Genomic DNA, 13,198 nt, shown 5'->3' with positions numbered 1-13,198 from the left:
TCGTCAGCGCGTATGTCGTTCGTTGTTCCGACGTTCAAGGAGAATCCGCATGCAACAAAAAATCATTGGCTTCATGGCGATGGCCGGGTGCGCCATGGTCGCTGGCGGACATGCATTTGCCGCCGATCAGGACTACGCCGACACCACGCTCACGGGCGATTGGGATGGTGCACGCCAGCGACTCTACGACCAAGGCATCGACTTCGGTGTCGACTACCTCGGCGAATTCGCCCACAACAGCAGTGGCGGTATTCGGCAAACAGATGCCTATGCCGATCAGATACATCTCCATGCCGCGTTCGATTTCCAGAAGCTGTGGGGATGGACGGGTGGCTCACTGCATATCGACGTCAACGATCGCAACGGCAGCCAGATCGACGCGAAAGCGCGGCTCGGCACCTTGCTGGAATCACAGGAAATCTACGGCGGCGGCAATATCACGCGCATCACGCGCTTCTATCTGGAGCAATCGCTGTGGAATGATCTGGTCGACCTGAAATTCGGCCGCATGGATATCGGTGTTGATTTCTTTCCGTTTGCGTGCGATTTCCAGAACCTCAACTTCTGCGGTGCCTTGCCGGGCTGGATTTCCAAAGGCTTGGATGCGTGGCCGCTGGCGCAGACCGGCGGCGTGATCGCCATCCATCCTTCACCTGCCTGGACCGTCAAGTTCGGTGGTTTCCAGGTCAATCCAAACAATGCCGCCAAGTCGCAAGGCTTGAAGCTGTCGCCGTCCGGACCAAACATCGGCACCCTGATGCTGGCCGAACTGGATTGGCATACGAACCTTGGCGGTGGGCAGAATGCCTTGCCAGGTACATGGCGTGTCGGTGGCTGGCGCAATACGGCGCGCTACCAGGACGTATCCCTGAGTGTCGATGGGGCACAAGCGCTAATGAGTAGTGATACCGCTGCGTTGCAGAGCAGCGTATCCGACAGTTACTTCATGGGTCAGCAGCAACTCACTCGCAACGCCACGGGCGGTGGCCTGAGCGTGTTCGGCAACGTCGTGCAAGCTGATCCGTATACCGACCTTGTCGACCAGATGATCTCGGTCGGCCTGTTGTACGACGGGCCGTTCGCATCACGGCCGGATGACCGCCTGGGCTTTGCCGTCGGCCGCGATCGCGTCAGCCGCCGCGCCGCCAACGCCGAGCGCTTGGTTAACGATGCCGGGCTGGGGCCGGTACCTGTGCAAGGCTACGAATACATCACCGAGCTCAACTACCAGTTCCAGCTCTGGCACGGCCTGGCGCTGATGCCCAACGTGCAGTACATCCGCCACCCCGGCGGCACCAGCGCCAACCACGACGCCACCGTCTGGGGCCTGCGGGCGGTGGCCAAGTTCTAGGGAGCTTCTGATCGATCGGAGGCCCCATCCCGGACATGGGAAGAGGGGCGGGCGTGTATCATGGCGGGCCATGAGCCTATGCTTGATGGCTCCTGCGGGCGCTGGATGCGCATCGAGCATCCGTCCTAAGCTCCCCGGGCGAAATGGAAAGCCCTTATCCCGATTCAGTTTTTCGAGGTCATACATGGCACGCGGCATCAACAAAGTCATTCTGGTCGGCAACCTCGGCGCGGACCCTGAAGTCCGCTACACCGCTGGCGGCACGGCCATCGCCAGCCTCAGCATCGCCACTTCCGAGCAGTGGACCGACAAGCAGAGCGGCCAGAAGCAGGAACGCACCGAATGGCACCGCGTGAAGCTGTTCGGCCGCCTCGCCGAGATCGCCGGCGAATACCTCAAGAAAGGTCGACAGGTGTACGTCGAAGGCTCTCTGCGCACCGACAAATACACCGACAAGCAAGGAGTGGAACGCTACTCCACCGACATCATCGCCAGCGACCTGCAGATGCTCGGCGGCATGGGCGGCGGTGAAGGCGGCGGCATGGGTAGTGGCGGTGGCTATCGCGAACGCTCGCAAGGCGGTGGCGGTGGCCAGCGTCAGCAGAGCCGCGACGACTACGGCAGTGCACCGCAGCGCCAGTCGGCACCGCCGCCGGAGATGGGCGGGGGCAATCAGTTCGATGATGATGACATCCCGTTCTGACCCAAAAAGCCCGCGCAACGCGGGCTTTTTAGCGTGTTATAGCCTTAAGGGAGGCTGGGCTGCCGCAGTCCGCTGTGGCGGTCGATTTTTAAAAAGCGGTGAGCAAAGGGTGAAAAACATAGGCCATGATCAAGCATGTCGATGATTCCGACCAAATTTCGCGGCTTATCTTGCGAGGCTACAAGTCCATCGCCGAATGCGATTTGGAGATGGGGCGACTCAATGTATTGATCGGCGCCAATGGCGCGGGCAAGTCGAACTTCATCGGTTTCTTCCGGTTGATAAACCGAATCCTGGATCAGCAATTGCAAACGGCTGTCGGGTTGGCTGGCGGTCCGGATGCGCTGTTGCACTTTGGCCGCAAGAAAACGGAAGAGTTATTTGCTGATCTGCGTTTCGGCAATAACGGCTATCGCTTTACGCTGAAGCCCACTCAGGACAATCGGATGATGCTTGCGCATGAAGCGCTATGGTGGAACATGAAAGGTGAGTGGCATCCTGCGTCAGGTCATTTCGAGACAACCTACAAAGAGAAAGGTAGGCACGGGTCAATCTGGGAATATGTCGTTCCCGCCATGCGCAGCTGGCGTCTCTATCATTTTCACGATACTAGTGCGAGTGCGTTGGTCAAACAAATTCACAATATCAATGATAACGAGTATTTGCGCGATGACGCTCGCAACCTGGCGGCCTTTTTGCTGCGCTTGAAAAATCATCACGACGAGAACTATCAGCGCATCGTCAAGACCATTCGCCTAGTGGCGCCTTTCTTCGGTGATTTCCACCTACGTCCCACGGTTGATAACAAAGAGAAGATTCAACTCGAATGGACCGAGCAGGGGCAGGATGAGCCCTTTACCACCAGCGCCTTGTCCGATGGCACGCTGCGCTTTATTTGTCTGGCAACCGTACTGCTACAGCCTGAAGAATTCGTGCCGGCGGCCATCCTGATTGATGAGCCGGAACTTGGCCTGCATCCATTTGCCATCAGCGTACTCGCAGGTTTGATGAAGTCTGCGTCGCAGGAACATCAATTGATCGTCTCCACGCAGTCGGTGGAGCTGGTCAATGAATTCGATGCGGAAGATCTGATCGTCGTCGACAAGCGCGGTGGTGCCTCGACGTTCAAGCGGCCGGATACCCAGACGCTGTCCGAATGGTTGGCCGAGTACAGCCTCGGCGATCTATGGAAGAAGAATCTTTTGGGTGGGAGACCTGGGCGTTGAGTCGTGTTTACGTGCTGGTAGAAGGCCAAACAGAAGAGGCCTTCGTCAATGAACTTGTGATGCCTTATTACGCTCGGCAGGGTGTCTATTTCACACCCATCATCGTCAGCACCAGTCCTCATCATCGTGGCGGTGTTGTTAGCTATGCCAAGATCAAACCCCAGATCGAAAGGTTGTGCAAGCAGGACCCGGGTGCCCATGTCACTACCCTGTTTGATCTTTATGCGCTACCGGGCAACTTTCCAGGCAAAGACGATCCGGCCTACCAGGGAATGCTCAACGGACAGCACAAAGCCGCGTTTTTGGAGATGGCACTCGCGCAAGACATTGGGCAGCGCAATTTCATTCCGAATCTTCTCGTTCACGAGTTCGAGGCTTTACTGTTCGTACGGATCGAGTCCTTCGAAGCATGGACGGATGACGATCGCAACTTGGTTCCCTTGCGTGAGGTACGGGCGAGAGTTGCGCCGGAAGACATCAATGACTGTCCGCAAACCGCACCATCCAAGCGCATCCTTGCAGCTTGGCCTGGCTATCAGAAGACTGCTCATGGACCTTTGATCGCTTGCGATATCGGTCTGGACGCGATGCGTGCAGCTTGCCCACATTTTGATGGTTGGCTGAGGAAAATCGAAACGCTCGAGTAGAGGGTGCAAATAAAAGAAGCTAGGCCATATTGCATAGCCCGGCTCTCCACAGGCTACCTTTTCGGTTTTTCAATTTACTTGGGTTTACCTCAATACTGGGTTGTTGCCATTGAACGAAGCCCTCTTTTGAAGGATGGTGCGAACGACGAGAAAATTTATACATCAGCTCAGTGGGCGCGAAGATTGCGTGGGCGTTGGGGGAAATCGGCAAGCGATTTACGCTGTGGCAGCCGCTGAAACGTGGGGATTTAGCATTGATGTAAAGGCACTCGTTTGATCGGCGAGACGAAACGATCAGGTTGCTTGTTGCCAGTTTCTTTGGCGCTCGTTGAAATTAAATACCTGCTTTATACTCGTGCTGGTGAGTCATCCGATAGCGAGAACCCGCTAGAAGCACGCATCACAAATCATGGAACGCCCACAGAGCCGCCGATGACGGTCACGACAGACGCATCAGGCCCATGCCAGGCCGGTGCACCCTCATGCGTCAGCCGGTGAGCAGCGTCATCCCATATCAATTTGGTGAGCGAATATTTGCCTTGCTCGTAAGCGTAGGTCTTCCCGTCATCCTGGAAGAGAGAAAAGTTGCCATCTGCTCCCGGATACACCTTTACGGAGACGATTTTCTGCATTTGCCCGGCGCTCCCGTCGTCCGGTCCCAACGGCACGATGCTTCCTGCTTTGACAAACAGCGGCAGAGTATCGATGGGTGCATTCACCTCGATCGTCTGTCCACCGTGCAGTCGCTGATGGGTCCAGTAGTTGTACCAGTCGCAACCTGCTGGCAGATAGACGCTCCGATGGGTGGCGCCTTGCTCCGTGACCGGCGCCACCAGGAACGCCGGCCCATACATGTATTCGTCGGGGATATTCGCCACCATCGGATCGGCCGGGAAATCCATGAACAGCGCTCGCATGTACGGCGCCCCGGTCTGGTAGCTGCGATAGGCCACTGAGTAGGTGTATGGCAGAAGCTGATAGCGAAGCTTCAGGTATTTCGCCAGGATCGGTTCGGCCTGCTTGCCGTACGACCACATTTCATTGTGATTTCTTTCACCGTGCACGCGCATGACCGGTTGAAAGACGCCCCATTCAAACCACCGTACGAAGAGTTCGGGGTAATCCTCATAGTTGCCGATCGTGCCGCGTACGTCGGACCCGTCGACCATGGGCGTGTGCGCTGCATGGTAGTCGGGAGGAATAACTGGCGAAAAGAATCCGGCGATATCGGTATCCCAATACGGCAACCCTGTTGCCGTGAAATTGAGGCCGGCAGGAATCGAGCGCTTGAGCATGTCCCAGGTCGATACGACGTCGCTCGACCAGAACACGGTGCCGTTGCGTTGGGCTCCAAGATATGCTGCGCGCGCCAGGATCATGACCCTGCGGCTGTCGCCAAAATCGCGCCGAAATCCTTCGTATACCGAAGCGGTGTGGAACAGCGGGTATACGTTATAGAAGCGTATGCCGGAGCCGATCCAGAACACATCCTTGGCCGGATCGATATCCGGCTCCGTTTCATCCAGCCATAGATAATCGAAGCCGTAGGGCTTGATGTAGCGGTCGCGGATTTTTTCCCAGAACCACTTCGCTGCTTCCGGATTGGTCGTGTCGATATTCGGCCCGATGACCGCCTTGAAGCCCCCTGAGTCTGGTTGGCCATCCCGCGTATGCACCAGCCAGCCTTTGCTCGCCAGCATGTCGTAGAACAGCGTTCCTTTCGAGAAGTGCGGCCACACGCTCAGCAGCGTGTCCACACCCATCGCATGGAGTTGGCGATTCATCGCGGCAGGATCCGGCCAGCGTGCTGGATCCAGATCCAGATTTCCTTGCTTGGTCATGTTGAGAAAATCCACCACCATCACGCCCAGTGGCAGATTTTTTTGCCGATACTCGTTGGCAACCGCCAACACCTGGGCCTGTGTCGGATAGATCGCCTTGCTTTGGATATAGCCATAGACCGTCTTGGGCAGCATGTGCGTCACGCCCGTCAGCAGACGGTAGCCTTGGTAAATCTCGTCCGTGCTATCTCCCGCAATGATGAAATAGGAGATGCGGTTGCCGACCTCCGATGACCACACGTTCTGGCCGTTGAAACCGAGGTCGATCGTCGTTTTCGATGGATTGTCCCAGACCAGGCCGTAGCCGAGGCTCGATACCATGAAAGGCACACAGACGTTCTCGCCGCCCAGCGCGCCGTAATCGTGCCAGCAGCGAATCTCGTGATCGCGTAAATCCATCCACCCCTTCTGCTGCTGCCCGAGCCCGTAGTAATGCTCGTTTACGGGCGAGTCGAACGTGGCTGCAACGCGGTAACCCTTTGCGCCCGCGTCCGCTTGTGCAACGTCCGGCCGCTCCGGCGCCATGGTCCACGTGCGCATATGCAGCAGCGTCCTGCCGTCAGCCGTGGTGACCTGCAATGCATCATCGTGAGGGCCTCCCTCCTCATGGGGGCCTCCGAAGTACGTTTCGCGCAACTGGTTGTTTAGTGCGTCCAGCGGCATACGCTTCGGAATTTGATCGTTCGCGAGTTCCCCCGGAGCCACGCGCACCACCATTTTTGCCGAACGAAAAATCTCGCCGCCCATTGCGTCGCGCGTGTACGACCATCCTTGCTCCGATGGCTTCGCCACGAATCCGTATCCGGGCGCAGCCGCGGCAGCCGCGCGGTCGATACTTATCGTCACCCGCAGGATATTCGGGGCATAAGGTTCGAGTGAAATGGTTCTTCCATTCCGTTGCAGTACAAGCGGGACATTCTGCGCTATTGCCACGCCGCTCAATGACGCCGCCAGCAGTAGCGCGCCAAGTGCGTAAGTCATCAACCTCCGCATGCTGCTATGCCGCGCACGCGCCATACGGCCGGAGTTATTCCGAACATCCACCCTGTGCGCGATCCGCATCTTTCTCTCCCGCTGACGTGTCTGGCGCTTTTGCGATGGCTCATTCACGCTGAGCCACATGACCGCGCCGAAGATTGCATAAAGCTAGACACGCAAGAAGTGAAAGACGGCCAAACTTTGTGCTTTAACAAATACGTCTGGTAGAAAACATAATGCTCGCCTATGTGCTACGAGGACGTTTTGGTCGCCTCTATCGCAGGCACGAGCGTCGGCACATTATCGGGAATCAATCCAATGGGCGTACCCAGATATGGCGGAAGCTGATGGGCGGTGAGGGATCGCCGTGTGCCTGCAGCTTGATCGGCGCCGTGTCGTAGGGCTTGTATTTCGGTTTGCCGATATAGAACGTTTCGCCGGCAAGCTCGGTGTGGTTCTGCACGAGCACGCCGTTGTGGAATACCGTGACGAAGGCGGGTGACTTGAGTGTTCCATCGGCCGTAAATACGGGCGCCGTCCAGACGATGTCGTAGGTTTGCCACTGACCCGGTGGACGCATCGCATTGACCAGCGGAGGTGTCTGCTTATAAATGCTGGCGGCTTGTCCGTTGACGTAGGTTTTGTTGTTGAAGGAATCCAGGACCTGGATTTCATAGCCTTCGTCGCCGGGTCCGGTCGATGCCAGGAACACGCCGCTGTTGCCGCGTTTCTGGCCTTCGCCGGTGATGTTGGTGGGCACGTACCACTCCAGGTGCAACTGGTAGTTCTTGAACTTCTGCTTGGTCTGGATGTTGCCGCTGGGCTTGTCGACCGTGACCACGCCATCGTGGACTTTCCAGCGCGCAGGTGAGTGATCTTTAGATGTTTCCCATTGGCTGAGATCGTGTCCGTCGAACAGGACGATGGCATCGGAAGGTGGTGCGCTGTCCTGCTTGCCGGGCGTGACGATCTTTGGCACCGGCTGCCATTGCTCGGTGGCTTCGGGCGTTTGCGTGGCAGTCTGCGCGAAGGCTAGCGATGGGCTCATGATTGCGAGCATGAGCAGGGCAGGAATAACCGCGATTCGCTGTTTCATGACTACCTCGTGGAAAGAATCAAACCGTGCATAGCTTGAATGCCTCGGCGAACGAGGCGAACGGATCGGCTTGCGCCGGCATGAATTCGTGCGCGATGTAGCCCTGGAAATTGAGGTCCGCAATCGCCTTGGCAATGGCGTGATAGTTGAGTTCCTGCGTACCATCGATCTCGTGGCGGCCCGGCACGCCGCCGGTATGGAAATGGCCGATCCATGGCATGTTGTCGCGGATCGTGCGGATCACGTCACCTTCCATGATCTGCATGTGATAGATGTCGTAGAGCAGTTTCACGTTGGGTGAGTTGATGCCTTTCATCACGGCAACGCCGAACGCGGTGTGGTCGCCTTGATAGCCGTGATGATCGACCTTGCTGTTCAGCAGCTCCACACACAGCGTGATGCCGTTTTCGGCCGCAAGGGGCGCAATCTTCGAGAGGCCTGCGACGCAGTTGTCGATAGCTTGATGATCGTCGATGCCCGGCTTCCGATTGCCGAACATCGTAATCACGTTCGTCAAACCTGCTTGTTTGGCAAGCGGGATGGTCATCTCCAGCTCTTTCCATAACGTCGCGTGATTGGCCGGATCGTTGAAGCCCATCGTGATGAAATTATCGCGGCGAGCGGGATAACCCATGGAAACCTTCAAGCCGCTGTCGTTGACCACCGCCCATTCATCCGCATACAGCAGATCCACGGCCACGAACCCGATGGCCTTGAGACGCTTGCACAGTTCCGGAAGCGGCGCTTTCGAGGTCCAGCGGCTTAGCGATTGCTTCAAGCGCCCGGGTACGGTTTTCTCGACAGACGGGGCAGCGGACACGCTTTGCGCCGATGCCAGCGTTGCGGTGGCGCCGAACGCCGCTACGGTGGCGATTTTGCCAAGGGCCTCGCGGCGGGTCATGCCTTGCGAATCGGCGGACATGCTTATTCGAGCCCCAATACGTGGCGATTGAAAGTGCGGTCGGCGCCGGTCGCGGCAAAATCGTCGAATGCGCGACCAGTGACTTTGATGATGTGGTCCCGGATAAAGGCTGCGCCTTCCTTGGCGCCTTGCTGGGGATCTTTCAGGCAGCACTCCCATTCGAGTACGGCCCAGCCGGGATAGTCGTATTGCGCCAACTTGCTGAAGACGGCGCGGAAATCGATCTGCCCATCACCCAGCGAGCGGAAGCGTCCGGGACGATCGATCCAGTTCTGGTAACCGCCGTAGACACCGGCGCGTCCGTTGGGACGAAACTCGGCATCTTTCACGTGGAAGGCGCGAATGCGCTCGTGATAGATGTCGATGAACGCGAGATAGTCCAGCTGTTGCAGCACCATATGGCTGGGGTCGTACAGAATGTTTGCGCGCGGATGATGGCCGACGGCATCGAGGAAGCGCTCGAACGTCACACCGTCGTGCAGGTCTTCACCGGGATGCAGTTCGTAGCAGACGTCGACACCGGCGTCGTCAAAAGCATCCAGGATCGGCCGCCAGCGCCTGCCCAGTTCGGCGAAGGCTTCGTCGATCAGACCGGCGGGGCGTTGCGGCCAGGGATAGAACAAGTGCCATGCCAGCGCGCCGGAAAACGTCGCGTGCGCAGATAATCCGAAATGCCGGCTTGCCTTGGCCGCCAGCTTGAGCTGTTCCACGGCCCACGTCTGGCGTGCCTGCACATTGCCTCGTAGTGCCGGTGGCGCGAAGCCATCGAACAGGTGATCGTAAGCCGGATGCGAGGCCACCAATTGGCCTTGCAGATGCGTGGACAGCTCGGTGACGGCGAGCCCATGTTCCGCCAGCATGCCGGCCATGTCGTCGCAATACGTCTTGCTCGTCGCCGCTTGCGCAAGATCGAACAGGCGCTGATCGTTCGAGGGAATTTGCACGCCGACAAAGCCTAGCGATGCAGCCCAGCGGGCGATATCGGGGAGCGTGTTGAAGGGCGGTGCATTGCCGGCGTACTGGGCGAGGAAAATACCTGGGCCCTTGAGTGTCTTCATGTGTGATTACTCGATAGGTGTCGTGGGCTCATGGATGAATGGCGTTTACTTGAGCGGGAATGCGCTCCCTCCCCTACGATAGTAGGGGAGGGTACGGTTCCTCGCCGTGATCAAGGTGCGCGCCTTAGTCACGCAAGCACCATTCGACGCATACGTCATATCGTCAATTCCGTCTCGACAGCCCAGGCCCTGCCATTGCCCGCTTGCGACAGCGGAATGTCAGCGTGGTACGCGCCCGGCACAGCGACATATTGCAGCACCTGCGTGCATCCCGGTTGTGACATGAAGAAGCCCAGCATGGTCAGCTTCTTGGTCGTCAGCACGAATGCAGGTGCCGAGACCGGATCGAGTTCTTTGTTGTTGGCGAGCGCCTCCTGGTGGAATTTTGTTATCAGTGCCTTGCGCTGCGCGGCATCCAATTGCAGAAACGGCTTGCCGCTCTTTTCTTCAAAGACTGCAAGCGCACGCACGTAGTTCTGCTGTTCCTCCTTGGTGTAGACGTCCCTGAACATCGAATCGATGAAGCGCGGCACGCCCGCGTCGAGTGCGCCTGGCGTATCGGAGCGGGGCATGATGATGTCGACGACGGCAGACATCAGGTCGCTCTGCTGCTTGCTGAAGAACGGGATGCCCGCATCGCTGCTTTGCGCAGCAGCATGCGCATCGAACACCGCCAGCAGCGACGGTGCAGCCACGGCGCCGACGGCCAGCATGGACATGCATTTCAACCATTCGCGACGGTTCATGATTCTTCTCCTCAGATATTGCCGCGCTTGAGTTCGTCCACGGCACGGCTGGCCGCGCGTGCCGTCAGTGCCATGTAGGTGAGCGACGGATTCTGGCAAGCGGACGACGCCATGCAGGAACCATCGGTGATGAACACGTTGTTGCAGGCGTGCATCTGGTTCCAGGCATTGAGCACCGATGTTTTGGGGTCGCGGCCCATACGTGCGGTGCCCATTTCATGGATGCCGGCGCCGACGTTGGCGGGGACCTGGAACGAATGCACGTCGCGATAACCGGCGGCGCTGAGCATCTCCATTGCGTCGCTGATGATCTCCTTGTTCATCAATATCTCGTTCTCCTGGTGCGCGGCATCGAAGTTGAGCAGCGGCAGGCCGTACTTGTCCTTGCGGTTTCGGTCCAGCGTGACGTGGTTGCGATGCGAGGGCAGCATTTCGCCGAAGCCCATCATCGACACCATCCAGGGACCGGGTGTTTCGGCGGCATGCTTGAGCTCGTCACCGATCGCTGGCGTATCCACCAGCCGTGTCCAGTCGTCGCGGCTGGCGCCGCCTTGGTAGCCGAAGCCGCGCAGATATTGGCGCTTGTCTTTGCCGATGTTGCGGTAGCGCGGAATGTAGAAGCCGTTGGGTCGGCGGCCGCTGTAGTAGCGATCCTCATAACCGTCGGCCAGTGCCCGCGCGCCACTGCCGAAGATGTGATCCATGATGTTATGGCCCACTTCGCCGCTGTCGTTGCCGAAGCCGGTAGGGAAGCGGCTGGACGTCGAGTTCAGCAGGATTTGCGCAGTGCCAAACGTGGATGCGCACAGGAAAATCACGCGTGCGAAGTAATCGGTCTGGTGGCCGGTTTCGGCATCCAGCACGCGCACGCCGGTCGCCTTGCCCTTGGTATTGTCGTAGATCAGCTCATGCACGACCGCATTGGGCACCAGCGTCATGTTGCCGGTCTTTTCCGCTGCGGGGAGGGTGGAGGAATTGCTGCTGAAGTAAGCGCCGAAGGGGCAGCCGCGCATGCACAGGTTGCGGTACTGGCAAGGTGCGCGTTGCGGACTTTTGTCGTGCTTGAGTGGCGCGGATAGATTGGCCGTACGGCCGATGATGAGCTTGCGGCCGAACTTGCCGGACAGCTTGTCGCGGAAATCCTTCTCGACGCAGGTGAGTTCCATCGGCGGCAGGAATTGCCCATCCGGGAGTTGCGGCAGATGTTCGATCGAGCCGCTGACGCCGATGAACTCCTCGACATAGTCGTACCACGGTGCCAGGTCGTCGTAACGGATCGGCCAGTCGACACCAATGCCTTCCTTCCCATTCGCTTCGAAATCCATCTCGCTGAAGCGATAACTCTGCCGTCCCCACATCAGCGAGCGGCCGCCGACGTGATAGCCGCGAAACCAGTCGAACGGCTTGGTTTCCTCATAGGGATTGTCGATGTCGTCGACGAACCAGTGCTTGGTGGATTGCTTGATGCCGTAGAACGACGGGCGCGTGTGAACCGGATGGCGCGCAATGTCCTCGCGCGTGGGCTGATCGGCATAAGGCAGTTCCCACGGTGCTTTCATGGCGGTGGGATAGTCGCCGTGCTGCACCATGGGGCCACGCTCCAGCACCAGGGTTTTAAGACCTTTCTCGGTCAATTCCTTGGCAGCCCAGCCACCGCTGACGCCGGTGCCGACGACGATGGCGTCGTACGTATTCTTATCCATGTGCTTCCCTTTCTCGATCGAGGCCGCGCGGTTCAGCGCAGCGGGCGCAGATAGGCGTAGTCGACGCGTGCGGCGTCGAGCTGGCTCATGCGGGTATACGGACCTTCCTGTTCGACGAAGCAATGCTTCAGGCCGGCTTGATGGGCCGCGGCAAGAATTGGCTTGTAGTCGAGCGTGCCGCGCCCAAGTTCGGTACCTGGATGTTCGTCGGGCGCATGGGTGGGAAGGAAATCCTTGGCGTGCATAAGCGGAATGCGGCCAGGGTTTGCCTTGAAAAGGTCGATGGGATTCTTGCCGCCGACGTGCACCCAGCCGCAATCGAGTTCGAACTTCACCAGGTTCGGATCGGTGTCCTTGAGCAGCACGTCGTAGAAGGTCTGGCCCTGGCCGACGTCGGTAAATTCGCGATAGTGGTTGTGATAGGCGTACTGCAATCCCGCCTTTTTAGCCTTCTCGCCGATCTGATTGGCGAACGCGGCGGTGCGCTTGGCGTCATCGCGGGAATACGTCGGTTGCCCTTTGTCGTTGCCATTCATCTTCTGCATGAAGGCGGGCAGCATGCTGCTGACGATGTACTGCGTGCCGAGCACGTGCGCAGCTTCGATGCCGGGTTCGATGCCGAGGCTGTCGAAGTGCAGGCTGGGGCAACCGAGGCCGGCGTCGTTCAACTGATCGCGCAAGGTCCTGGCGGTACTGGTCACGATCGCTTCGATCTCGCCGTAGCCGATCGCCTTGAGCGTCTTGAGCGTGCTCATCGGATCGCTTTGATACGCCTGAAGCACCATGTAGAGCTGGATGCCAAGCGGCTTGCCTTGCGTAGTGCCTGCCAGCAGTTTGCCGGGCATGCTGCCGGCCAGCCACGCGGCGGTACCGCAAAGCACGGATCGAGATAGGAACTGCCTGCGAGTCATCATCATGTTGGTTTCT

The 13,198-nt window shown here is 58.4% G+C and carries 11 protein-coding genes; 4 read left to right on the top strand and 7 right to left on the bottom strand.

From position 1 onward, the window contains the following. Nucleotides 1–49 precede the first annotated feature (49 nt). The 4 genes from IEX75_RS22145 to IEX75_RS22130 all read left to right on the top strand — a co-directional run bounded on the left by IEX75_RS22145 (nt 50) and on the right by IEX75_RS22130 (nt 3,927). The gene (locus tag IEX75_RS22145) at nt 50–1,351 is read left to right on the top strand and encodes a carbohydrate porin (RefSeq protein ID WP_188797865.1); all 1,302 of its coding nucleotides are present in this window, start codon (nt 50–52) and stop codon (nt 1,349–1,351) included. A 184-nt stretch (nt 1,352–1,535) separates the two neighbouring features. Then, on the top strand, nt 1,536–2,054 hold the full coding sequence (gene ssb / locus IEX75_RS22140; RefSeq protein ID WP_188797863.1) for a single-stranded DNA-binding protein: 519 nt from the start codon (nt 1,536–1,538) through the stop codon (nt 2,052–2,054). Between the two features lie 125 nt (nt 2,055–2,179). Then, a complete protein-coding gene (locus tag IEX75_RS22135) occupies nt 2,180–3,280 on the top strand; it encodes an AAA family ATPase (RefSeq protein WP_188797861.1) in 1,101 nt (366 codons plus the stop codon). After that, entirely contained in the window at nt 3,241–3,927 is a 687-nt protein-coding gene (locus IEX75_RS22130) for a DUF4276 family protein (protein WP_229721028.1), read from the top strand. The genes IEX75_RS22135 and IEX75_RS22130 overlap by 40 nt, the downstream gene beginning before the upstream one ends. Nucleotides 3,928–4,334: 407 nt before the next feature. On the opposite strand, the gene IEX75_RS22125 is transcribed toward IEX75_RS22130, so the two are convergent. The 7 genes from IEX75_RS22125 to IEX75_RS22095 all read right to left on the bottom strand — a co-directional run bounded on the left by IEX75_RS22125 (nt 4,335) and on the right by IEX75_RS22095 (nt 13,188). Further along, complete coding sequence (locus IEX75_RS22125) at nt 4,335–6,749, bottom strand: glycoside hydrolase family 31 protein (RefSeq protein ID WP_229721027.1); 2,415 nt, start codon at nt 6,747–6,749, stop codon at nt 4,335–4,337. A gap of 307 nt (nt 6,750–7,056) precedes the next feature. Continuing rightward, nucleotides 7,057–7,842 carry a 3-keto-disaccharide hydrolase gene (locus IEX75_RS22120; protein ID WP_188797859.1) on the bottom strand — a complete coding sequence of 262 codons (786 nt, stop codon included), beginning with the start codon at nt 7,840–7,842 and terminating at the stop codon, nt 7,057–7,059. Nucleotides 7,843–7,861: 19 nt separating this feature from the next. Further along, the gene (locus IEX75_RS22115) at nt 7,862–8,764 is read right to left on the bottom strand and encodes a hydroxypyruvate isomerase family protein (protein WP_188797857.1); all 903 of its coding nucleotides are present in this window, start codon (nt 8,762–8,764) and stop codon (nt 7,862–7,864) included. Nucleotides 8,765–8,766: 2 nt separating this feature from the next. Beyond that, complete coding sequence (locus tag IEX75_RS22110; protein WP_188797855.1) at nt 8,767–9,822, bottom strand: sugar phosphate isomerase/epimerase family protein; 1,056 nt, start codon at nt 9,820–9,822, stop codon at nt 8,767–8,769. A gap of 155 nt (nt 9,823–9,977) precedes the next feature. Further along, nucleotides 9,978–10,568: a gluconate 2-dehydrogenase subunit 3 family protein gene (locus IEX75_RS22105; protein WP_188797853.1), complete on the bottom strand. Its 591-nt coding sequence runs from the start codon at nt 10,566–10,568 to the stop codon at nt 9,978–9,980. A gap of 11 nt (nt 10,569–10,579) precedes the next feature. After that, on the bottom strand, nt 10,580–12,271 hold the full coding sequence (locus tag IEX75_RS22100) for a GMC oxidoreductase (RefSeq protein ID WP_188797850.1): 1,692 nt from the start codon (nt 12,269–12,271) through the stop codon (nt 10,580–10,582). Nucleotides 12,272–12,303: 32 nt separating this feature from the next. Next, nucleotides 12,304–13,188, bottom strand: coding sequence for a sugar phosphate isomerase/epimerase family protein (locus IEX75_RS22095; protein ID WP_229721026.1), 885 nt, complete (start codon nt 13,186–13,188; stop codon nt 12,304–12,306). Nucleotides 13,189–13,198: the final 10 nt, after the last annotated feature.

This window comes from Dyella nitratireducens, assembly GCF_014642835.1.
GTDB classification, from domain to species: domain Bacteria; phylum Pseudomonadota; class Gammaproteobacteria; order Xanthomonadales; family Rhodanobacteraceae; genus Dyella_B; species Dyella_B nitratireducens.
Note: the sequence above shows the minus strand (reverse complement) of the source record. Positions and strands in the feature narration are given on the sequence as shown.